This window comes from Streptomyces capparidis, assembly GCF_054782095.1.
The window spans coordinates 23,248-44,850 of the sequence record NZ_BAAGTD010000049.1 but is presented as its reverse complement, the minus strand read 5'-3'; the positions used below and the strand labels follow the sequence as shown (position 1 = coordinate 44,850).

The following is a 21,603-nucleotide window of genomic DNA, read 5'->3' as shown; positions in this document are numbered from 1 at the left end:
CCCGGTGACCGAAACCCCGTCAGGCGGCGCGGGTGAGGGCGTGCGACACCAGCGACATCAGCGTGTGCACCGCGGACTGGCGCTCGCGGGCGTCGCAGATCACCACCGGTATGGTCCGCGGCAGCGACAGCGCGTCCCGGACGTCGTCCACCGTGTACGCCTGCGTGCCCTCGAACTGGTTGACCGCCACCACGAACGGCAGGCCGCTGGTCTCGAAGTAGTCGAGCGCGGGGAAGCAGTCGGCGAGCCGCCGGGTGTCGGCCAGCACCACCGCGCCGATGGCGCCGCGCACCAGGTCGTCCCACATGAACCAGAAGCGGTTCTGCCCGGGCGTGCCGAACAGGTAGAGGACGAGCTGGGAGTCGAGCGTGATCCGCCCGAAGTCCATCGCGACGGTGGTGGTCGTCTTGCCCGGCGTGGACCGCAGGTCGTCCAGGCCCTCGCTGGCCTTGGTCATCACGGCCTCGGTCGTCAGCGGCGTGATCTCCGACACCGCGCCGACGAAGGTGGTCTTGCCCACGCCGAACCCGCCGGAGACCACGATCTTGGTCGAGACCGGCGCACCGTCCCCGGAGTCCGTCCCCGCCGGTGCCGTCTCGGCGTCGAAGGTCCGTGCCCTCTGTTGTTCGTGCACCGCCACCCTCTCGACAAGCGCGTGCTCGGAAGCGCCGGTACCGGCCGGTTGTGTGTTCAGGCGCATGGCTCCCCCTCGGCTAACGCGGGGGAGCGGTGCCGTGCCGTGACAGGGGCGCCTGCCAGCGGCCTATGCCTCGTCCGCACCGGTTCTCGCATCCTTCTCGCGCTTCAGTTTCCGACTCCGCGGAGGCGCGCCGGCCGGCCCGCGGCCACCGCACACGCGATCGGCGGCTCCCCGGCGCGCTCGACCCTCGCAAGCGACGCCGCGAAGCGCCACGCTTCTCCGCACAGCCACCCGAACGAGTGAACATTACTTCCCAGGCGTCAACAAGTGCTGCCCAGGGGCTGGTCCAGACCTGTCAAAGCCGTCACCATACGCCATGCTCCGCTCCCCCCGGGTCGACAATGGCCGCCATGCGCATCGAACTGGCCACCGAACCCGGCGGTCCCGACCGCCCCAACGAGGACTTCGCCTCCGCGGCGCTCCCGGCCGCCGGACGCGGCGGCGCGCTGGTCCTGCTGGACGGGGTCACCCCGCCGCCGGACGACGACGGCTGCGTCCACGGCGTCCCCTGGTTCGCCTCCCGGCTGGGCGGCGCCCTGCTGGAGATGGCCACATCGCACCCCGGCGCTTCACTGCGCGCATGCCTCGCGGACGCGATCGAGCGGACCGCGCGGGCGCACGCCGGGGGCTGTGACCTATCTCACGCCCGCACGCCCCAGGCCACCGTGGTCGCCGTGCGGTGGTCACCGGAGTCGGTGGAGTACCTGGTGCTGTCGGACTCGGTGCTGCTGCTCGACCTGGGCACGAGGGTGGAGGCGGTCCTGGACGACCGGCTCGACCGGCTGCCCGACCCGGTGACGGCCCGGCGGGCGGCGGTGCGCGCGCTCGCCGCCGACGCGCCGGAGCGCGCGGCGGCGGTGGCCGAGTACGTGGCGGCGGTGGAGGCGCTGCGCAACGCCGAGGGCGGGTTCTTCACCGCCGCGGCCGACCCGTCGGTCGCCGCGCGGGCGGTGGCCGGGGCGGTGCCGCGGGAGGAGGTGCGGGCGGTGGCGGCGCTGTCGGACGGGGCGTCACGGCTGGTGGAGATGTTCGGCGAGACGGACTGGGCCGGGGCGATGGCGCTGCTGCGCAAGCAGGGCCCCCGGGAGCTGATCGCCCGGGTGCGGGCCGCCGAGTGCGCCGGGGCGGCCCGGGGGCGCCACAAGCGGCACGACGACGCGACGGCGGTGCTGGCCGAGCTGTGACTCAGGCGCGCGGCTGCTCGCCCTCCGCCGTCGCGTTCAGCCGGTGCAGCAGCCGCGCCAGCTCCGCCACCTCGGCGCGGTCCCAGGCCGCCATCATCTCCAGGTAGCGGGCGCGGCGGGCGGTGCGCACCCCGGTGAAGCGGCGGCGGCCCTCGTCGGTGAGCGTCAGCAGGTACGCCCTGCCGTCGGCCGGGTCCGGCTCGCGGGCCACCAGGCCCAGGCCCTCCAGCGCGCGCAACTGGCGGCTCATCGTGGCCTTGCCCACCCCGAAGAACGACGCCAGCTCGGTGGCCCGCTGCGGCCCGGCCCCCTCCAGGCGCATCAGCAGGCCGTAGGCGCCGGGCTCCAGGTCCGGGTGGAGCTCCCTGGCCATCTCCGCCATGTTGGCGCGGGCCCGGCGCAGCAGCACCGACAGCTCTCGCTCCAGCGCGTCCAGCGGGCCCTCTCCCCCGCCGCCGGGCTCCCCGGGGGCGCCGCCGCCGCGGCGGTACGCCCCGCTCACGCCGGGCCGCCCAGGCCCAGCCCGTCCACCACCTCGGCGCCGGGCAGGGCGGCGAGGGCCTTGCCGGGGACGAGGAGCTTGGAGCGGCGCACCCCGCTGCCGACGACGGCCCACGGCACGTCCAGCACCGCCCGGTCGACCAGGACGGGCCAGCCGGAGGGCAGCCCGACGGGCGTGATGCCGCCGAACTCCATGCCGGTCTCCGCCACGGCGGTCTCGCGCGGCGCGAACGACGCCTTGCGCGCCCCGAGCCTGCGCCGCACCACCCCGTTCACATCGGCCCGGGTGTGCGCGAGCACCACGCAGGCCACGAGTGTGGTCTCCCCGCCCCGCTTCGCCGCGACGACCACGCAGTTCGCGGACTCCTCCGGCGCCACCCCGTACCGCGCGCAGAACGCGGCGGTGTCGGCGGCCTCCGGGTCGGTGTCCACCACCAGCGCCTGCGCGTCACCCGGCAGGGGCAGCGCGGCGGCGACGGGCCCGGCCAGCAGCTCGGGACGCCGCGCGGCGGGCCAGGCCTCGGTGAAGTTCCCGATGGGTGCGGCAGTCATGCGCGCAGCCTAACCGGCGGCGCGGCCCCCCTCGCGGCGCCCTCCGTCCGGCAGTTGCTGAAACTCTCATTGTTAACAAACCCCAAAGCCGCAGCCTGGGGCTTTGCCGCAGTGGTCTGGACCAACGGCGTCAACGAAGGACTCTTTCATCGCCGCCCCGCCGCCCTTACCTTCAATCTGACATGGCCACACCAACCCGGCCGGAACCGCCCCCTTCCCCCACAGGAGGCGCACCATGTCCGCGCACCGACCGTACCGGCGAACCCCCCGCGGCTCCCTGCGCTCCGCGCTCACCGCGCTGATCGCCGTGTTCGCCCTGCTGGTGCTCATGCCCGCCACGGCCTCGGCCTCCGGCGGCGAGACCATCCCCCACCCCGAGGACGACTGGGCGGGCTCGACCATCCTCGAACACGAGGGAGGCGACCCCGACAACGTCCCGCCGAGGCAGCCGCGCGCCCAGGTCGCCGGCATGGACGTCAGCAGCCACCAGGGCAACGTCAACTGGTCCTCGGCCTGGGCCAACGGCGCCCGGTTCGCCTACGTCAAGGCCACCGAGGGCACCTCGTACAAGAACCCCTACTTCGCCCAGCAGTACAACGGCTCCTACAACGTGGGCATGATCCGCGGTGCCTACCACTTCGCCCTGCCGGGCTACTCCAGCGGCGCGGCGCAGGCCAACTACTTCGTCGACAACGGCGGCGGCTGGTCCAGGGACGGCAAGACGCTGCCCCCCGCGGTGGACCTGGAGTACAACCCGTACGGCGCCACCTGCTACGGCCTGAGCCAGGCCGCGATGGTCAACTGGATCCGCGACTTCAGCAACACCGTGCTGGCCCGCACCGGCCGCTACCCCACGATCTACACCTCCACCAGTTGGTGGACCCAGTGCACCGGCAACAGCGGCGCCTTCGGCTCCACCAACCCGCTGTGGATCGCCCGCTACGCCTCCACGGTGGGCACCCTGCCCAACGGCTGGGGCTTCCACACGATCTGGCAGTACGCCTCCTCGGGCACCTTCCCCGGCGACCAGAACTGGTTCAACGGCGCCTACGACCGCCTCCAGGCCCTGGCCAACGGCTGACACGCGGCCGGGCCCCGGAACCCCGGGGCCCGGCTCCCGAAGGGGTCCAGGGGGCGAAGCCCTCTGGACCCAGGCGCTCCACCCCACCTCCGCGAACCCACCCCTCACCCCCGGCCACGGGCGAAGGAGCGGCAAGGAGGAACGGCCCCACCGCCGCACACACCGTCCACGGCCGGAGACCCCGGCGGGGGCTCAAGAGGCACAGCCCCCGGGCCCCCGGAGCAACACCCCCTCCGGGGCCCGGGGCGCGGCCCCGGCGGGGGTCCAGGGGGCGGAGCCCCCGGCCTCCGGAGGAATGCCCCCACCCCCCGGTTCAATCCTGCGCCCGCCCCGTCGTCACCCTGGCGATCATCAGGGCGAGCAGGATGATCCCGCCGTAGATCGCCTGGATCCAGAACGACTCCACCTGAGCCAGCGTCAGCAGGTTCTGCACCACGCCCAGCAGCAGCACCCCCGTCAGCGCGCCGAACATCGTGCCCCGGCCGCCGTCCAGGCTGACCCCGCCGATGACCGCGGCCGCGAACACCGTGAAGATCATGTTCTGGCCCTGGTTGGCGTTGATCGCGCCGACGTACCCGGTCTGGATCAGCCCGCCGACGGCCGCGAGCAGGCCCGCGACCACGTACACCGCCAGCGTCATCCGCTCCACCCGGATGCCCGCCGCGCGGGCCGCGTCCGCGTTGCCGCCGATCGCGTACAGCGCCCGGCCCCAGCGGTGGTACTTCAGCACGAACCCGGCCGCCGCGAACGCCGCCGCCGCCAGCCACACCGACACCGGGACGGTGAGCACGGTGGTGGTGGCCAGGGTGTGGAAGGCCTCCGGCATCCCGAACAGCGTCCTGCCCTCGGTGGCGCCGACCAGCAGGCCGCGCAGCACGATCAGCATGGCCAGCGTCACGATGAACGCGTTCAGCCGCAGCTTCACCACCAGCAGCCCGTTGAACCCGCCCACGGCCCCGCCGACCGCGAACACCGCGAGCAGCGCCAGCCACGTGGGCAGCTCGGTGCCGAACCCGGCCTGCGCGGCGGGCAGCACCAGCAGCGCGCCGATCGCCGGGGCGATGCCGACCACCGACTCCAGCGACAGGTCGAACTTGCCGGTGATCAGCACCAGGGACTCGGCGAGCACCACCATCGCCAGCGCGGCGGAGGCGCCGAGGATGGAGATGATGTTGCGCTCGGTCAGGAACGAGTCGTCCACCAGCGGCCCGAGCGCCAGCAGGAGCAGCAGCGCGGGCACCAGCGCCAGCTCCCTGGCCCGGCGCAGCAGCACCGCCCGGGTGGCGGCGGGCGACCGCCCGCCGCTGGTCCCCGGCGGTCCCCCGGGCGCCCGTCCACCGCCCGTCCGCGCCCGCGGCACCCCGGCGGTCTTCGGTGTTCCGGCCCCCGCCTCAGCCATGGTCCACTCCTTCGATCGAGGCGATGAGGTCGTGATCCGACCATCCGGCCGGGTGCTCGGCCACCACCCGGCCGTGGAAGAGCACGAGCACGCGGTCGCAGTGCCGCAGGTCGTCCAGTTCGTCGGAGACGACGACCACCGCCGTCCCGTCCTCGCGCACCGCGTCGATCCGGCCGAGCAGGGACTCCTTGGACTTCACGTCCACGCCCGCGGTGGGGTTGATCAGCACCAGCAGCCTGGGGTCGGAGGCCAGCGCGCGGGCCATGACGACCTTCTGCTGGTTGCCGCCCGACAGGGCCTGCACGCCCTGCCCGGGACCCTCGGTGCGGATGTCCAGGCGGTCGATCAGCTCCGCGGCGAACGCGGCCCGGCGGCCGGGCGCGACCAGCCCGAACCGGCCGAGCCTGTGGGACACGGTCATGGTGGTGTTGTCGCCCACCGACATCTGCGGGACGAGCCCCTGGTGGTGCCGGTCCCTGGGCACGCAGCCGACCCCGGCGGCCAGCGCCCCGGAGACGTCCCCGAGGGGCAGCGGCGCGCCGTCGAGCTCGGCGGTGCCGCCGCGGGGGCCGCGCAGGCCCACCAGCGACTCGGCGAGCTCGATCTTGCCGCTGCCGCTGCTGCCCGCGAGCCCGACCACCTCGCCGCGCCGCACGGTCAGGTCCACCTCCGCGAAGCCGTCCCCGGTCAGCCCCCGCACCGCGAGGCGCACGGGCGCGTCCGCGGTGTCGTGGCGGACCACGGCCGCCGCGGTGACCGCCTCCCCCGCCATGGCCTCCACCAGCGCGCCGCGCGGCAGGTCGGCCACGGGGGCGGTGGTGATCCAGCGGGCGTCGCGGAGCACGGTGACGGTCTGGCAGACCTCGTAGACCTCCTGGAGGTGGTGGGAGATGAACAGGAACGTCACCCCGGAGTCCTGGAGCTGCCGCATCCGGGTGAACAGGCGCTCGATCTCCCGCTTGTCGAGCTGTGCGGTGGGCTCGTCCAGCACGATGAACCGGGCGCCGAACGACAGGGCGCGGGCGATCTCGACGAGCTGTCTGTCCTCCACGCTCAGGTCGCCGGCCCGGGCGTCCGGGTCCACCCGCACGTCCCAGGCGTCCAGCAGCTCGGCGGCCCTGGCCCGGGTACGGCGCCAACTGATGACGCCGCCGCGCCCGGTGGTCTGGCGGTTGATGAACAGGTTCTCCGCGACGGTCAGGTCGGGGACGATGGTGGACCGCTGGTAGACGCACGCCACCCGCTGCCGCCAGGCGGCGCGGTCGGCCAGCGGCGGCGCGTCGGCCCCGTCGAACCGCACCTTCCCGGTGTCGGGGGCCTGGAGCCCGGTGAGGATCGCCACCAGGGTGGACTTGCCCGCGCCGTTGCGTCCGACCAGGGCGTGGGTGCGGCCCTGCTCGACGGTGAGCCGGACGTCGTCCAGCGCGAGCGTCGGCCCGAAGCGCTTGGTGACGCCGACCGCCTCCACGAGCGGGCGGGTGCCGGGCGCCGCCCGTCGGGTCGTCCCGGTCTGCTGGGAGCCGCTCACTTGACGGTGTTTCCCCACAGCTCGGGGTCGTCCACGTTCTCCTTGGTGACCAGCGGCGCGGGCAACTGGTCCTCCAGCAGCCCGCTGGGCAGCTCCACGATGGTGGAGCCGTGGTCGGTCGGCCCCGGCCGGAAGGTCTTGCCCTGCATGGCCGCCTTGACGTAGTACAGGCCGTACTTGGCGTAGGCGTCGGCGGGCTGGGAGACGGTGGCGTCGATCTCGCCCTTGCGGATGGCCTCCAGCTCCTGCGGGATGCCGTCGTTGGAGACGACGAAGACGTGGCCCGCCTCGCCCGCCTTCTTCAGCATCCCCTTGCTCTTGAGGGTGCGCAGGGTCGGCGCCAGGTAGACGCCGCCTGCCTGCATGTAGATGCCCTTGATGTCGGGGTGGGCGTTGAGCAGGGTGTCGAGCTTGGAGGCGGCGGCGTCGGACTCCCACTTGGCCGGGATCTCCAGCACCTTCACACCGGGGTGCTTCTCCTTCATGCAGGAGCGGAACGCCTCCGAGCGGTCCCGCCCGTTGATGGAGGCGAGGTCGCCCATGATCTGCACGACCTTGCCGGAGGTGATCTTCCCGCCGAGGAAGTGGCACGCCTTGATGCCGTAGGCGACGTTGTCGGCCCGCACCACCATGGCGACCTTGCCCTTGTCCGGGGCGACGTCCACGGCCACCACGGGGACGCCCTTGCGCTCGGCCTGGTCGAGACCCGCCACGATGGCCGCGCTGTCCAGCGGGGCCACCACCAGGCCCGCGACGTTCTGGTTGAGGGCGTTGTTGATGTCGGTGATCTGCTGCGCGGGGTCGCTGTTGGAGTTGACGGTCTTGAGCACGTCCACCCCCTCGGCCTTGGCCATGGTGGGCACGTAGTCGTTGTAGGACTGCCAGAACGGGGAGGTCAGCAGCGGCAGGATCACCCCGACCTCGCCCTTGCCGTCACCGGCGGGGGCGGCGCCGCCCCCGCCGGTGTCCTCCGTGCTGCCGCACGCCGCGAGGGAGAGCGCGGCGGCGCAGGCCACGGCCGCTGTGACTGCCTTGGTGCGGAACATCGTTGTTCACTCCTCGGATCCGTGGGCTCGGCCCGCCCATACCGGCCCGTCCGGGAAGCGGTGGTCCCGGAGCGACTCGGTGCGCAGCTTCGTGGACATGCCCGGGGCGGTCGGCGCGAGATAGCGCCCGGCGCGCACCCGCACCGGGTCGGTGAAGTGCTCGTGGAGGTGGTCCACGTACTCCACCGCGCGGTCGTCGAGGGTCCCGCTGACGGCCGCGTAGTCGAAGAACGCCAGGTGCTGCACCGCCTCGCACAGCCCGACGCCGCCCGCGTGGGGGCAGACGGGCACCCGGTACTTGGCGGCGAGCAGCAGGATCGCGACGTTCTCCGTCACGCCCGCGACCCGGCAGGCGTCGAGCTGGAGCACGTCCAGCGCCTCGGCCTTGAGGAACTGCTTGAACATCACCCGGTTGTGGATGTGCTCGCCGGTGGCGACCTTCACGGGGGCGACGGCCCGGCGGATCTCGGCGTGCCCGAGCAGGTCGTCGGGGGAGGTCGGCTCCTCGATCCAGTACGGGTCGAACTCGCCGAGCGCCTTGGTCCACGCCACCGCGTCGGGCACGTCCCAGCGCTGGTTGGCGTCCACGGCGATGCGGATGCCGGGGCCGACGGCGTCCCTGGCCACGCGCAGCCGCCGCCGGTCCTCGTCCAGGTCGGCCCCGACCTTCAGCTTGATCTGGGTGAAGCCGTCGGCGACGGCCTGCCGGGACAGCTCGGCCAGGCGCTCGTCGCTGTAGCCGAGCCAGCCGGGGGTGGTGGTGTAGGCCGGGTAGCCCTCGGCGAGCAGGTGCTCGGTCCGCTCGGCGCGGCCCGCCTCGGCGCGGCGCAGCATCGCGAGCGCCTCCCGCGGGGTGAGCGCGTCGGTGAGGTGGCGCCAGTCGACCAGGTCCACGATCGCCTCGGGCGGCAGTTCCGCGAGCAGTTGCCACACGGGTTTGCCCGCGATCCGCCCGGCCAGGTCGAACGCGGCGTTGACCAGGGCGCCCGCGGCCATGTGCACCGCGCCCTTCTCCGGGCCGAGCCAGCGCAACTGGGAGTCGCGGACCAGGTCGCGGGCGAAGCCGCCGAGGTCGCCGACGACGCTGTCCACGGTGCGGCCGACGACCAGCGGGGCGTGGGCGCGGATGGCGGCGGTGCAGATCTCGTTGCCGCGGCCGATGGTGAAGCAGAAGCCGTGCCCGTCGTGCGGGCCGTCGGTGCGCAGCACCGCGTAGGCGGCGGAGTAGTCGGGGTCGGGATTCATCGCGTCCGACCCGTGCAGCTCGAGCGAAGTGGGGAACCGTATGTCGTGGACGTCCACAGCAGTGATGACCGGCGCCATGCCGCTGTCCCTTCGTCGCCAGTGCAGGCATATTTATCAGACCTCTTCGGGGGGAGAACAGAGGTCGTCCTGCATCTTTCTCGGACCTTCTTGGATCTTCTTCGACCATCCTCTCCCCAGTGGTCCGACCATTGCAGCCTGAGGGCAGAATGTGTGCCCACCAGGCGCGTGGGACGCGGAAGGGGTGGGGGCCATGGAGCGGCTGATGACGGCGGCGGAGGGGGCACCGGGCAGGCGCACGGTGACGCAGCGCGCGATCGAGCAGATCAAGCAGATGATCGCGGCGGGCGAGCTGCGGCCGGGGCAGCGGCTGCCCACGGAGCGGGACCTGGCGGCGCAGCTCGGCCTGTCCCGCAGCTCGATGCGCGAGGCGATAAGGGCGCTGACGGTGCTGGGCGTGCTCCAGGCGCGGCACGGCTCGGGGATCTACGTCACCGAGCTGGGCGCGGGCGATCTGCTGGAGACGTTCGGGCTGATGGCGGAGGTGGTCCGCGGGGAGCAACTGCTGGAGCTGCTCCAGGTGCGGCGGCTGCTGGAGCCGGCGGCGACCGCGCTCGCGGCGGCCAGGATCACCGACGAGGAGCTGGCGCAGGTGCAGCGGCACCTGGCGGAGATGGAGGCGACCGACGACCCGGAGGAGCTGCTGACGGCCGACCTGGCCTTCCACCGGGTGGTCGTGGCCGCGGCGGGCAACGCGACGCTGGCGGCGATCGTGGAGGGCCTGTCCAGCCGCACCTTCCGCGCCCGCCTGGGCCGGGGGCGGCAGGAGCCGGGCGTCTTCGCGCAGGTGCGCAAGGACCACGCGCGGATCCACCGGGCGCTGGCCGCCCGCGACCCCGACGCCGCGAGGGCCGCCGCCGCGGTGCACATCGCGGAGGTGGAGGACTGGCTGCGGGCCCACCTGGAGGACTGGGCCTGACGGGCCCGGCCCCGGCTCCCGCGGGGGAGCCGGGGCCGTTGCGCGGCGGGGAGGGGCCGCGCCCCCGTCAGGCCGCCGCCACCGCCCGGTCCGCGCCCCGGTCCGGCGCGGCGCCGTCCGCCCGAGCGGGCTCGAGCGCGAGCCGGAGCACCTGCCGCACGTCCGACACCGGGTGGACCTCCAGCGACGCCAGGATCTCGGCGGGCACGTCGTCCAGGTCCGGCTCGTTGCGCTGCGGGATCAGCACCGTGGTGATCCCGGCCCGGTGCGCGGCCAGCAGCTTCTGCTTCACCCCGCCGATCGGCAGCACCCGCCCGGTCAGCGACACCTCGCCGGTCATCGCCACGTCCGCCCGCACCTGCCGCCCCGACAGCAGGGACGCCAGCGCCGTGGTCATGGTGATGCCCGCGCTCGGGCCGTCCTTGGGGACCGCGCCCGCGGGCACGTGCAGGTGGACGCCGCGGTCCTTCAGGTCGCCCACCGGCAGCTCCAGCTCGGCGCCGTGGCTGCGCAGGAAGGACAGGGCGATCTGCGCGGACTCCTTCATCACCTCGCCCAACTGCCCGGTCAGCGTCAGGCCCGTGCCGCCCGTCTCCGGGTCGGCCAGCGACGCCTCGACGAACAGCACGTCGCCGCCCGCCCCGGTCACCGCGAGCCCGGTGGCCACGCCCGGCACGGCGGTGCGGCGGCCCGCCGGGTCCTGGGCGGACTCGGGGGTGTGGTGCGGCCGCCCGATCAGGCCGCGCAGGTCGTCCACGCCGACGGCGGCGGGCAGCTCGCGGTCGCCCAGCTCGGTCTGGGCCGCGACCTTGCGCAGGATGCGCGCGACGGAGCGCTCCAGCGAGCGCACCCCGGCCTCGCGGGTGTACTCGGTGGCCAGCTTGCGCAGCGCCGCCTCGTCCAGGGTGACCTCCCACTCGGTCAGCCCGGCCCGCTCCAACTGGCGGGGCAGCAGGTGGTCGCGGGCGATGGTGACCTTCTCGTCCTCGGTGTAGCCGTCCAGCCGCACCAGCTCCATGCGGTCCAGCAGCGGCTGCGGGATGGACTCCAGCACGTTCGCGGTGGCCAGGAAGACCACGTCCGACAGGTCGAGCTCGATCTCCAGGTAGTGGTCGCGGAAGGTGTGGTTCTGCGCCGGGTCGAGCACCTCGAGCAGGGCCGCGGCCGGGTCGCCGCGGAAGTCGGAGCCCACCTTGTCGATCTCGTCGAGCAGGACGACGGGGTTCATCGAGCCCGCCTCCTTCACCGCCCGCACGATCCGGCCGGGCAGCGCGCCGACGTAGGTGCGCCGGTGGCCGCGGATCTCGGCCTCGTCCCGCACGCCGCCGAGCGCGACGCGGACGAACCGGCGGCCCATGGCCCGGGCGACGCTCTCGCCCAGGGAGGTCTTGCCGACTCCGGGCGGCCCGACCAGCGCCAGCACCGCCCCGCCGCGCCGCCCGCCGACCACGCCCAGGCCCCGCTCGGCGCGCCGCTTGCGCACCGCCAGGTACTCCACGATCCGGTCCTTGACGTCGTCCAGGCCCGCGTGGTCGGCGTCCAGCACGGCGCGGGCGCCGGGGATGTCGTAGGCGTCCTCGGTGCGCGTGTTCCACGGCAGCTCCAGGACGGTGTCCAGCCAGGTGCGGATCCAGCTTCCCTCGGGGGACGCCTCGGAGGCCCGCTCCAGCTTGCCGACCTCCTTCAGCGCGGCCTCGCGGACCTTCTCGGGCAGGTCGGCGGCCTCGATGCGGGCCCGGTAGTCGTCGGCCTCGTCCTCCGGCTCGCCGTTGAGCTCGGCGAGCTCCTTGCGGACGGCCTCCAACTGGCGCTTGAGCAGGAACTCACGCTGCTGCTTGTCCATGCCCTCCTGGACGTCCTTGCGGATGGTCTCGGCGACGTCCTGCTCGGCGAGGTGGTCGCGCAGCCAGCCCACGGCCAGCCGCAGCCGCTCCACCGGGTCGACGGTCTCCAGCAGCCGCACGTTCTGCTCGGTGGTCAGGAACGGGGAGTACCCGGCGTTGTCCGCGAGCTCGCCGACGTCCTCGATGGCGTGGACGCGGTCCACCAACTGCCAGGCGCCGCGCTTCTGCAACCAGCTCGCGGCGAGTGCCTTGTACTCCTTCATCAGCTCGGTGACGGCGCCCGGCAGGGGGTCGCCCGGGCTGGGCTCCCGCACGCGCACGCCCTCCACCCACAGGGCGGCGCCGGGCCCGGTGGTGCCCGCTCCGATCCGCACCCGGGCCACGCCGCGGATCACGGCGGCCGGGTCGCCGTCCGCGAGCCGCCCCACCTGCTCGACGGTGCCGAGCGTGCCGTAGGCGGCGTAGCTGCCGTCGGTGCGCGGGACGAGCAGCACCTTCGGCTTGCCCTCGGCGGGGGCCTCGCCCGACGCCCGGGCCTGCGCCGCCTCCACGGCCGCGCGCACTTCGCGGTCGGACAGGTCGAGGGGCACGACCATGCCGGGCAGCACCACCGCGTCGTCGAGCGGCAGCACCGGCAAGGTGAGCGTCGCGGACGTCGAAGCCATGATCTCTCCCTTGGCAGGCAAGTTGAGTTTCAACGACTCAAGGCCGTTGCTGACTCAATGCTTGAACAGCGCCGCCGTGTTCCCCACTCCCTGTTCGCTGTGAGCGATCAGACCTCACCCGGTCGCTCTCCTGCCAAGATGACCCCCATGAGCAGCGACGACACGGCACCCGCCGTGGTCCTCGACCGCCGCACCGGCCCCTGGGGCGAGGTGGCGCTGCGGCGGCGCGGCGGGGAGCGGGGAACCTACGAGATCATCGCCAACGGCTGTTTCCTCATGGACACCTCCGACGGCCGGTCCGAGCGGCTGCTGGTCCGCGCCGCCCTGGACGCCCTCGGCCCGCGCGAGCGCCCCACCGTGCTCATAGGCGGGCTCGGCGTCGGCTTCTCCCTCGCGGAGGCCGCCGCCGAGCCCCGCTGGGGCCGGATCGTCGTGGTCGAGCGGGAGCAGGCCGTGATCGACTGGCACCGCGGCGGGCCGCTGGCCCGCTTCTCCGGCGCCGCCCTGGACACCGACCCCCGCGTCGAACTGGTCCGGACCGACCTCACCGACCTCACCGGCGAGCCCGGGGAGGCGTTCGACGCGATGTGCCTGGACGTCGACAACGGCCCCGACTGGACGGTCACCGACGCCAACGCCGGGCTGTACGGCGACGCGGGCCTGGCCGCGCTGCGCGGCCGCCTCACCCCGGGCGGGGTGCTCGCCGTGTGGGCCGCCCGGCACTCCGCGGAGTTCGAGCGGCGCCTGCGCGCCCACTTCGCACAGGTGCGCACCCTGCGCGTGGAGGTGCCCCGCGGCGAGCCGGACGTGGTCCACCTCGCTCAAGCCCCGCTGGATGGGAATCCCTGACTCCGGATCCCCGGTGCGCGACCGGTGCCGCGCACCGTACGCTGCGGGCCAGTAGTTCTCACGTACGGGGCGGGGCTGATGATGACGCACACTCCTCCAAGCAGCAACGGGGCCGCCAGCCCGGGGGCCCAGCGCAAGATCCTGGTGGTGGAGGACGAACCCACCATCGCCGAGGCCATCGCGGTCAGGCTGCGGGCCGAGGGATTCAGCGTGCACACCGCGGCCGACGGGCCCACCGCCGTGGACGCCGCCCACGCCTGGCAGCCGGACCTGCTGGTGCTCGACATCATGCTTCCCGGCTTCGACGGCCTGGAGGTGTGCCGCCGCGTCCAGGCGCAGCGCCCGGTGCCGGTGCTCATGCTGACCGCGCGGGACGACGAGACGGACATGCTGGTCGGCCTCGGCGTCGGCGGCGACGACTACATGACCAAACCGTTCTCCATGCGCGAGCTGGCCGCCCGGGTGCATGTGCTGCTGCGCCGGGTGGAGCGGGCCGACATGGCGGCGCGCACCCCGCGCTCGGGCACCCTGCACCTGGGGGACCTGGAGATCGACCACGCGCAGCGCCGGGTGCGGGTGCGGGGCGCGGACGTGCACCTGACCCCCACGGAGTTCGACCTGCTCGTGTGCCTGGCGCAGACCCCGCGCGCGGTGCTCTCCCGCGAGCAACTGCTCGCGGAGGTCTGGGACTGGGCGGACGCCTCCGGCACCCGTACCGTGGACAGCCACATCAAGGCGCTGCGGCGCAAGATCGGCGCGGAGCGCATCCGCACGGTGCACGGCGTCGGCTACGCGCTGGAGACCCCGGCCCTGTAGCGGCGACAGGGGGCGGGGAACCGCCCGGCAAGCGGGACCCGGTGGGGTCCGGGGCGAGCGCCCCGGCGGGGGTCCAGGGGGCGTCGCGCCCCTGCCCGCGGCGGCGTCCACCCCACCCAGCGGAAGCGACACGGCGCCGGTCAGGGCGGGAGGAGCACAGCCGAGTGCAGCGAGCAGGAGCGCAGGCACCGGGGGGCGGGCGGGAGCCGCGGCGGGAGCCGAGCACCTGGGACCGGGTGTTCAGCTCGGTCCAGCCGTTCTCGATCAAGACCAAGCTGGCCACGCTGGTGATCGTGTCGGTGTTCATCACCACCGGCCTGGTGGTGGTCGCCATCCGCACCGACACCCAGCTCCGCGTGATCACGATCTTCTCGATCATCGCGTCGATGCTGCTCACCCAGTTGATCGCGCACAGCCTCACCTCGCCGCTGCGGGAGATGATCGCCGCCGCGCGGGCCATGGCGCACGGCGACTACAGCCGCCGCGTCGGCACCCGGCGGCGCGACGAGCTCGGGGAGCTGGCGGTGACGTTCAACCGCATGGCCTCCGACCTGGAGGCGGTGGACCAGCACCGCAAGGAGCTGGTCGCGAACGTCTCGCACGAGCTGCGCACCCCCATATCCGCGCTGCGCGCCGTGCTGGAGAACGTGGTGGACGGGGTGTCCAGCGCCGACCCGGAGACGATGCGCACGGCGCTGGCCCAGACCGAGCGCCTGGGCCGCCTGGTGGACCACCTGCTGGACCTGTCCCGCCTGGACAACGGCGTGGTGCCGCTGAACGCCCGCGACTTCGAGGTGTGGCCCTTCCTGTCCGGGGTGCTCAAGGCGGCCAGCGTGGACGCGGTGGGCTCGCGCGGGCGCAACGACGTCCACCTGCACCTGGACGTGCAGCCGGCCGACCTGACCGCGTACGCCGACACCGAGCGGCTGCACCAGGTCGCGGCGAACCTGATCGACAACGCGGTCAAGCACAGCCCGCCCAACGGCCGGGTGGTGGTCAGCGCCCGCGGCGGCACCGGGCCCGGCGCGCTGCACCTGGAGGTGCTGGACGAGGGCCCCGGCATCCCGGAGTCGGAGCGGGTGAGCGTGTTCAACCGGTTCAACCGGGGCGCCGCCTCCACCTCCCAGGGCCCGGGCAGCGACGGCGGCACCGGCCTGGGCCTCGCCATCGCCCGCTGGGCCGTGGACCTGCACGGCGGCGAGATCCGGGTGGCCGAGTCGCCGCGGGGCTGCCGGATCCAGGTCACCCTGCCGGGCTGCGCCGCCCAGGCCGAGGCGGCCTGGGAGTAGCCCCGCCCCACGGCCGCCCGCCCCTCCGCGCGCCCGGCGCCGTGCGGGCGCGCCTCGGCGCCGCACCACAGGACCGTCCCCCGGCGCGCCCGGCGCGGGCGCCGGGCGCGAGTGCGCGGAAGGACTGCGATTCCCTACCGCGGCGGCGGTGAAACCCTCGCTCGGGTGTGACTTGCGCGACGACCGGAGCCCGGGGCCTGCATCAACCCAGGTTGTAGGCGTAGCCTTGTTTCCCGCTGTCCACCATCCAAGGAAGCGGAAGAGGGCGGTTGCCGCCGTGTCGCCACAGTCCCCCAACACTCCGAGCGTCTCGAGCGAGCCGGACGGATCGGGCCAGAGCCCGGCCGCGGGCTTCGGTCCCAACGAATGGCTCGTTGACGAGATCTACCAGCAGTACCTCCAGGACCCGAACTCGGTAGACCGGGCCTGGTGGGACTTCTTCGCCGACTACAAGCCGGGCACGGACACCGGGTCAGCCGTGGCATCCTCGTCGTCCGCGCCCCCGCAGGCGCCGGCCCAGGCCCCACCGGCCCCACCGCCCGCCCCGGCCGCGAACGGGACCCAGGCGCCGGCGAAGCCCGCCGGGCAGTCCGCCCCGGCCGCGCCCGCCGCGCCCGCCAAGGCCCCGGCCGCCAAGCCCGCCCCGGCCCCGGCCGCCAAGGCCGCCGAGCCGGCCGCGGAGGCCAAGGAGGAGCCCGAGCTCGTCCCGCTGCGCGGCCCGGCCGCCCGCATCGTCACCAACATGTCGGCGAGCCTCGAGCTGCCGACGGCGACGAGCGTGCGCGCCATCCCGGTGAAGTTGCTGATCGACAACCGCATCGTCATCAACAACCACCTCAAGCGCGCCCGCGGCGGCAAGGTCTCCTTCACGCACCTCATCGGCTACGCCATGGTGCGCGCCCTGGCGGCCATGCCGGAGATGAACCACTCCTACACGGAGAAGGACGGCAAGCCCTTCCTGGTCAAGCCCCCGCACGTGGGCCTCGGCCTGGCGATCGACATCCAGAAGCCGAACGGCGACCGCCAGCTCGTGGTGCCGTCGATCAAGAAGGCGGAGACGCTCGACTTCTTCGCCTTCTGGCAGGCGTACGAGGACATCGTCCGCCGCGCCCGCTCGAACAAGCTCACCGTCGACGACTTCTCCGGCGTCACCGCCTCGCTGACCAACCCCGGCGGCATCGGCACCGTCCACTCGGTGCCGCGGCTGATGCCCGGGCAGGGCCTGATCATCGCGGTCGGCGCCATGGAGTACCCGGCCGAGTTCCAGGGCACCTCGCAGGACACCCTGAACAGGCTGGGCATCTCCAAGGTGATGACCCTCACCAGCACCTACGACCACCGGGTCATCCAGGGCGCGCAGTCCGGCGAGTTCCTGCGCCAGATGAACCGGCTGCTGCTGGGCGAGGACGGCTTCTACGACGACGTCTTCCAGGCGCTGCGGATCCCCTACGAGCCGGTCCGCTGGCTGAAGGACATCGACGCCACCCACGACGACGACGTCAACAAGTCCGCCCGGGTCTTCGAGCTGATCCACTCCTACCGGGTGCGCGGCCACGTCATGGCCGACACCGACCCGCTGGAGTACCGGCAGCGCAAGCACCCGGACCTGGACATCATCGAGCACGGCCTGACCCTGTGGGACCTGGAGCGCGAGTTCGCGGTCGGCGGGTTCGCGGGCCAGTCGATGATGAAGCTGCGCGACGTCCTCGGCGTGCTGCGCGACTCGTACTGCCGCACCGTCGGCATCGAGTTCATGCACATCCAGGACCCGACCCAGCGCCGCTGGATCCAGGACCGTGTCGAGCGCCCGCACGCCAAGCCGGAGCGCGACGAGCAGCTTCGCATCCTGCGCCGGCTGAACGCCGCCGAGGCGTTCGAGACGTTCCTCCAGACGAAGTACGTCGGCCAGAAGCGGTTCTCGCTGGAGGGCGGCGAGTCGGTCATCCCGCTGCTGGACGCGGTGCTGGACGCGGCGGCCAAGTCGCGCCTGGACGAGGTCGTCATCGGCATGGCGCACCGCGGCCGGCTGAACGTGCTGGCCAACATCGTCGGCAAGTCGTACGCGCAGATCTTCCGCGAGTTCGAGGGCAACCTCGACCCGACGTCGATGCACGGCTCCGGCGACGTGAAGTACCACCTCGGCGCCGAGGGCACCTTCACCGGCCTGGACGGCGAGCAGATCGCGGTCTCGCTGACCGCGAACCCCTCCCACCTGGAGGCCGTGGACCCGGTGCTGGAGGGCGTCGCCCGCGCCAAGCAGGACATCATCAACAAGGCGGGCGCCGACTTCACCGTGCTGCCGGTCCTGCTGCACGGCGACGCGGCGTTCGCCGGCCAGGGCGTGGTCGCCGAGACGCTGAACATGTCGCAGTTGCGCGGCTACCGCACCGGCGGCAGCGTGCACGTGGTGATCAACAACCAGGTCGGCTTCACCGCCGCCCCGGCCGCTTCCCGCTCCTCGATGTACGCCACCGACGTGGCCCGCATGATCGAGGCGCCGATCTTCCACGTGAACGGCGACGACCCGGAGGCCGTGGTCCGCACCGCGCGGCTGGCCTTCGAGTTCCGCCAGGCGTTCAACAAGGACGTGGTGATCGATCTCATCTGCTACCGCCGCCGCGGGCACAACGAGATGGACACCCCGCAGTTCACCCAGCCGCTGATGTACGACCTGATCGACAAGAAGCGCTCGGTGCGCAAGCTGTACACCGAGTCGCTGATCGGCCGGGGCGACATCACCCTGGAGGAGGCCGAGCAGGCCCTGAAGGACTTCCAGGACCAGCTCGAGAAGGTCTTCACCGAGGTCCGCGAGGCCGCGTCGGCGGCGCCCGTCGCCGAGCCGGGCCCGCCGCAGCCGGACTTCCCGGTGCCGGTGGACACCGCCGTCAGCCAGGAGGTCGTCAAGCGGGTCGCCGAGTCCCAGGTGGCGCTGCCGGAGTGGCTGAACGTCCACCCGCGGCTGCTGCCGCAGTTGCAGCGCCGCGCCGCCATGGTCGAGGACGGCACGATCGACTGGGCCATGGGCGAGACGCTGGCCGTCGGCTCGCTGCTGATGGAGGGCGTGCCGGTGCGCCTGGCCGGGCAGGACTCCCGCCGCGGCACGTTCGGCCAGCGCCACGCGGTGCTGGTGGACCGCAAGACCGGCGAGGACTACACCCCGCTGCTGTACCTGTCGGAGGACCAGGCCCGCTTCACCGTGTACGACTCGCTGCTCAGCGAGTACGCGGCCATGGGCTTCGAGTACGGGTACTCGCTGGCCCGCCCGGACTCGCTGGTGATGTGGGAGGCGCAGTTCGGCGACTTCGTCAACGGCGCCCAGACGGTGGTGGACGAGTTCATCAGCTCCGCCGAGCAGAAGTGGGGCCAGACCTCCGGCGTCACCCTGCTGCTGCCGCACGGCTACGAGGGCCAGGGCCCGGACCACTCCTCGGCCCGCATCGAGCGGTTCCTCCAGTTGTGCGCGCAGAACAACATGACGGTGGCCATGCCCACCCTGCCGTCGAACTACTTCCACCTGCTGCGCTGGCAGGTGCACAACCCGCACCACAGGCCGCTGATCGTCTTCACCCCGAAGTCGATGCTGCGCCTGAAGGCGGCGGCCTCCAGGACGGAGGAGTTCACCTCCGGGCGGTTCCGCCCGGTCATCGGTGACGCCACCCGGAACCCGGAGGCCGTGCGCAAGGTCGTGTTCTGCTCCGGCAAGGTCTACTACGACCTGGAGGCGGCCCGGAAGAAGCGCGGCGTCGAGGACATCGCGCTGGTGCGGATCGAGCGCCTGTACCCGCTGCCGGGGAAGGAGATCCAGGAGGAGCTCGCCCGGTACACCAAGGCCCAGAAGTACGTGTGGGCCCAGGAGGAGCCGGCGAACCAGGGCGCGTGGCCGTTCATCGCGCTGAACCTGATCGACCACCTCGACCTGGTGCTCGGCGCGGCGCCCGACAACGCCGACCGGCTGCGCCGGGTGTCCCGCCCGTCGTCGTCGTCCCCTGCGGTCGGCTCGGCCAAGCGGCACCAGGAGCAGCAGCAGCAGCTCATCGACGAGGTCTTCGAGATCTGACGCCCCCCGCGGACGTCGCGGAGCCCCGCCCCGGGTCACCGGGGCGGGGCTCCGTCGTCCTCGGAGGGCGGGGCGCTCCGCGGGGCGCAGGGACGGGCGGAGGCCCGCCGCCGCGGCCCGCCCGGGGACGCGGCGGGCCACGGCCCCGCCGGCTACGGCAGGGGTTGGACGGGGAGGCGGGGGGACGGGTGGGCCAGCAGCGCGGCGTGCCGGTTCGCCATCGCCGCGACGAACACCTGCCCCTGCCGGGTGAGCCCGGTGTCCGGCCCCGGCAGGCGCAGGGCCGCCACGTGCCGGTGGTGCCGCTCCCACGCGGTGTCGCGCTCGGCGGGGTCGGTGGCCGCGCGGGCCACCCGCTGCCAGAAGTCGGCCAGCGCCAGCCGCCCGTACGCGCCCGTGATCGGCTCCGGCGCCGCCCCCTCGTGCAGCGGCGCCAGATGGCGCAGCGCGCCGATCTTGGCGTGCTGGAGCTGGAGCACCAGGGAGGCGGCCAGCTCGGCGGGCGTGCCGGGCAGGACGGTGAACACCGCGCCGGACGGGTCGTGGGCGCGGGGCCCGCCGTGGGCGAGCGGCACCACGCAGCGCACCAGCGCGGCGGCCTCCTCCCGCCGGGCGGGGTCCACCCGGGCCAGCAGCGCGGTCGCCGCGCCCCACTGCTGCCGCCAGCGCAGCCGCCGGGCCGTGCCGAGCCGCGTCTCCGGCACCCGCCCGTCGGGGCGCGGGCCGGGGACGCGGAACGGGTCGAGGTCGTCGAGCACCGCGGCGGCGCCGGGCAGCGTGGAGTGCGGCAGCGTGGACAGGGACAGCCACCGCGGGTCGGCGGAGCGCCAACTGTCGGGGCGCCACCCGCGGCGCACCACCACGGCGTCCCCGCCGTCGCTCGGAAGGGTGATCCGCAGCCGCTCGGCGTCCCCGGCGACCAGCACCCGGCCCTCGCCCGGGGCGTGCACCGCGCCGAGCCCGGGCAGCGCGAGCACCCCGCCCCTGGGCACCAGCTCCAGTCGGAACGGGTGCCCGGCGCGCAGCGCCGCGGTGGCGGCCAGGGTGCCCAGGTGCTCCAGGTCGGCGGCGAGGTCGGGGCCCACGGCGCCGCCGTCGCGCAGCTCGCGCAGGCACCGCTGGGCCCAGATGCCCGTGGTCGGGTAGAGCAGCACGCGGCGGGCCGCGCCGGGATCCGCCCGCCCGGCGGCGCGCAGCAGTTGCCAGTGGCCGTCCAGGCGGGCGGCCAGCCCGCCGGCGGCGGCCTGGCCCCCCGCCGCCTCCATCACCGCGCGCAGGAGCAGATGCCGGCCGCGGTGGGCGGCGGCGCCCAGGAGCCGCGCGGCGCGGTCGCCGAACCCGGTCTCCCCCAGCTCGAACAGCACGGCGTCGGGTACGAGGCGCCTCATGGTCCGCCCCCCTCACGCTCGGCAGCCAGTGGCGCCGGGGCCACGCGTCGGCCCTGGACCCCACCCCCGTACGGGGCGCCGTACGGCTCGCCAGACATACGTTCGGCGGGGCCCGGCAGTTCCCGCGCCCCCTCACCCGGGGGTGACGGAGCCCACCCGGGGGTGGCGGAGCGGCCGTTCGCGGCTGAGTAGCCTTTTCCCTTGGCTTTGCCCCGGCCCGGACCGCGGCGTCCGGCCCGTCCCTCTTTCACCTTTCCGGAGTGTGCCTTGTACTTCACCGACCGCGGCATCGAGGAGCTGGAGGACCGTCGTGGCGACGAGCAGGTGAGCCTGGCGTGGCTCGCCGAGCGGCTGCGCGAGTTCGTCGACCTCAACCCCGAGTTCGAGATCCCGGTGGAGCGGCTGGCCACCTGGCTGGCCCGGCTGGACGACGAGGACGACGAGTAGCGCCGGGCCCCGGGC

17 protein-coding genes are annotated in these 21,603 nt (G+C 73.7%); 8 read left to right on the top strand and 9 right to left on the bottom strand.

Translation table 11 applies throughout. The features are described from left to right. Positions 1-19: 19 nt before the first annotated feature. Positions 20-544 (bottom strand): GTP-binding protein, encoded by a 525-nt coding sequence (locus ACYVO2_RS30185; protein ID WP_461011243.1) that lies wholly within the window; start codon positions 542-544, stop codon positions 20-22. A gap of 506 nt (positions 545-1,050) precedes the next feature. On the opposite strand from ACYVO2_RS30185, the gene ACYVO2_RS30180 reads away from it, so the two are divergent. Beyond that, positions 1,051-1,884 (top strand): hypothetical protein, encoded by an 834-nt coding sequence (locus ACYVO2_RS30180; RefSeq protein ID WP_461011216.1) that lies wholly within the window; start codon positions 1,051-1,053, stop codon positions 1,882-1,884. 1 nt (position 1,885) lies between these two features. Here the strand turns inward: ACYVO2_RS30180 and ACYVO2_RS30175 are convergent, their stop codons facing one another. Together ACYVO2_RS30175 and ACYVO2_RS30170 are read right to left on the bottom strand one after the other, a co-directional pair. Further along, positions 1,886-2,320, bottom strand: coding sequence for a MarR family winged helix-turn-helix transcriptional regulator (locus ACYVO2_RS30175; protein WP_461011242.1), 435 nt, complete (start codon positions 2,318-2,320; stop codon positions 1,886-1,888). A gap of 62 nt (positions 2,321-2,382) precedes the next feature. Continuing rightward, positions 2,383-2,937, bottom strand: a complete 555-nt coding sequence (locus ACYVO2_RS30170) for a YbaK/EbsC family protein (RefSeq protein ID WP_461011215.1) — start codon at positions 2,935-2,937, stop codon at positions 2,383-2,385. A 235-nt stretch (positions 2,938-3,172) separates the two neighbouring features. On the opposite strand from ACYVO2_RS30170, the gene ACYVO2_RS30165 reads away from it, so the two are divergent. Then, positions 3,173-4,018, top strand: a complete 846-nt coding sequence (locus tag ACYVO2_RS30165) for a lysozyme (RefSeq protein WP_461011214.1) — start codon at positions 3,173-3,175, stop codon at positions 4,016-4,018. A gap of 313 nt (positions 4,019-4,331) precedes the next feature. Here the strand turns inward: ACYVO2_RS30165 and ACYVO2_RS30160 are convergent, their stop codons facing one another. Genes ACYVO2_RS30160 through ACYVO2_RS30145 form a run of 4 tightly spaced genes read right to left on the bottom strand, consistent with a single transcriptional unit; the run spans position 4,332 to position 9,314 of the window. Next, positions 4,332-5,417, bottom strand: a complete 1,086-nt coding sequence (locus ACYVO2_RS30160; protein WP_461011213.1) for an ABC transporter permease — start codon at positions 5,415-5,417, stop codon at positions 4,332-4,334. Beyond that, on the bottom strand, positions 5,410-6,945 hold the full coding sequence (locus ACYVO2_RS30155) for a sugar ABC transporter ATP-binding protein (RefSeq protein ID WP_461011212.1): 1,536 nt from the start codon (positions 6,943-6,945) through the stop codon (positions 5,410-5,412). Before ACYVO2_RS30155 ends, ACYVO2_RS30160 begins: the two co-directional genes overlap by 8 nt. After that, a complete protein-coding gene (locus ACYVO2_RS30150) occupies positions 6,942-7,991 on the bottom strand; it encodes a sugar ABC transporter substrate-binding protein (RefSeq protein ID WP_461011211.1) in 1,050 nt (349 codons plus the stop codon). The genes ACYVO2_RS30155 and ACYVO2_RS30150 overlap by 4 nt, the downstream gene beginning before the upstream one ends. Positions 7,992-7,997: 6 nt before the next feature. Further along, positions 7,998-9,314: an enolase C-terminal domain-like protein gene (locus ACYVO2_RS30145; RefSeq protein WP_461011210.1), complete on the bottom strand. Its 1,317-nt coding sequence runs from the start codon at positions 9,312-9,314 to the stop codon at positions 7,998-8,000. Positions 9,315-9,519: 205 nt separating this feature from the next. Here ACYVO2_RS30145 and ACYVO2_RS30140 point away from each other — a divergent pair, with 205 nt between their 5' ends. Further along, positions 9,520-10,233 (top strand): FadR/GntR family transcriptional regulator, encoded by a 714-nt coding sequence (locus tag ACYVO2_RS30140; protein WP_461011209.1) that lies wholly within the window; start codon positions 9,520-9,522, stop codon positions 10,231-10,233. Between the two features lie 67 nt (positions 10,234-10,300). Here ACYVO2_RS30140 and lon read toward each other — a convergent pair whose 3' ends face one another. Further along, on the bottom strand, positions 10,301-12,742 hold the full coding sequence (lon, locus tag ACYVO2_RS30135; protein ID WP_461011208.1) for an endopeptidase La: 2,442 nt from the start codon (positions 12,740-12,742) through the stop codon (positions 10,301-10,303). A 147-nt stretch (positions 12,743-12,889) separates the two neighbouring features. On the opposite strand from lon, the gene ACYVO2_RS30130 reads away from it, so the two are divergent. From ACYVO2_RS30130 to ACYVO2_RS30115, 4 genes are all read left to right on the top strand, one after another. Then, a complete protein-coding gene (locus ACYVO2_RS30130) occupies positions 12,890-13,591 on the top strand; it encodes a spermidine synthase family protein (protein WP_461011207.1) in 702 nt (233 codons plus the stop codon). A gap of 78 nt (positions 13,592-13,669) precedes the next feature. Further along, positions 13,670-14,407, top strand: a complete 738-nt coding sequence (locus ACYVO2_RS30125) for a response regulator transcription factor (RefSeq protein ID WP_461011206.1) — start codon at positions 13,670-13,672, stop codon at positions 14,405-14,407. 236 nt (positions 14,408-14,643) lie between these two features. Continuing rightward, entirely contained in the window at positions 14,644-15,696 is a 1,053-nt protein-coding gene (locus ACYVO2_RS30120) for a HAMP domain-containing sensor histidine kinase (RefSeq protein WP_461011241.1), read from the top strand. A gap of 277 nt (positions 15,697-15,973) precedes the next feature. Continuing rightward, positions 15,974-19,753: a multifunctional oxoglutarate decarboxylase/oxoglutarate dehydrogenase thiamine pyrophosphate-binding subunit/dihydrolipoyllysine-residue succinyltransferase subunit gene (locus ACYVO2_RS30115; RefSeq protein ID WP_461011205.1), complete on the top strand. Its 3,780-nt coding sequence runs from the start codon at positions 15,974-15,976 to the stop codon at positions 19,751-19,753. Positions 19,754-19,905: 152 nt separating this feature from the next. On the opposite strand, the gene ACYVO2_RS30110 is transcribed toward ACYVO2_RS30115, so the two are convergent. Next, positions 19,906-21,141 (bottom strand): aKG-HExxH-type peptide beta-hydroxylase, encoded by a 1,236-nt coding sequence (locus tag ACYVO2_RS30110; RefSeq protein WP_461011204.1) that lies wholly within the window; start codon positions 21,139-21,141, stop codon positions 19,906-19,908. Positions 21,142-21,408: 267 nt separating this feature from the next. On the opposite strand from ACYVO2_RS30110, the gene ACYVO2_RS30105 reads away from it, so the two are divergent. Next, a complete protein-coding gene (locus ACYVO2_RS30105) occupies positions 21,409-21,588 on the top strand; it encodes a DUF6104 family protein (protein ID WP_461011203.1) in 180 nt (59 codons plus the stop codon). The last annotated feature ends 15 nt before the right edge of the window (positions 21,589-21,603 follow it).

What these genes read in the sequence shown, in the direction of transcription:
- ACYVO2_RS30165 (WP_461011214.1), top strand. Translation starts at nt 3,173, where the DNA reads ATGTCCGCGCACCGACCGTACCGGCGAACCCCCCGCGGCTCCCTGCGC.
- ACYVO2_RS30140 (WP_461011209.1), top strand. Translation starts at nt 9,520, where the DNA reads ATGACGGCGGCGGAGGGGGCACCGGGCAGGCGCACGGTGACGCAGCGC.
- ACYVO2_RS30130 (WP_461011207.1), top strand. Translation starts at nt 12,890, where the DNA reads ATGAGCAGCGACGACACGGCACCCGCCGTGGTCCTCGACCGCCGCACC.
- ACYVO2_RS30160 (WP_461011213.1), bottom strand. Translation starts at nt 5,417, where the DNA reads ATGGCTGAGGCGGGGGCCGGAACACCGAAGACCGCCGGGGTGCCGCGG.
- lon (WP_461011208.1), bottom strand. Translation starts at nt 12,742, where the DNA reads ATGGCTTCGACGTCCGCGACGCTCACCTTGCCGGTGCTGCCGCTCGAC.
- ACYVO2_RS30110 (WP_461011204.1), bottom strand. Translation starts at nt 21,141, where the DNA reads ATGAGGCGCCTCGTACCCGACGCCGTGCTGTTCGAGCTGGGGGAGACC.
- ACYVO2_RS30145 (WP_461011210.1), bottom strand. Translation starts at nt 9,314, where the DNA reads ATGGCGCCGGTCATCACTGCTGTGGACGTCCACGACATACGGTTCCCC.
- ACYVO2_RS30125 (WP_461011206.1), top strand. Translation starts at nt 13,670, where the DNA reads ATGATGACGCACACTCCTCCAAGCAGCAACGGGGCCGCCAGCCCGGGG.
- ACYVO2_RS30180 (WP_461011216.1), top strand. Translation starts at nt 1,051, where the DNA reads ATGCGCATCGAACTGGCCACCGAACCCGGCGGTCCCGACCGCCCCAAC.
- ACYVO2_RS30170 (WP_461011215.1), bottom strand. Translation starts at nt 2,937, where the DNA reads ATGACTGCCGCACCCATCGGGAACTTCACCGAGGCCTGGCCCGCCGCG.
- ACYVO2_RS30150 (WP_461011211.1), bottom strand. Translation starts at nt 7,991, where the DNA reads ATGTTCCGCACCAAGGCAGTCACAGCGGCCGTGGCCTGCGCCGCCGCG.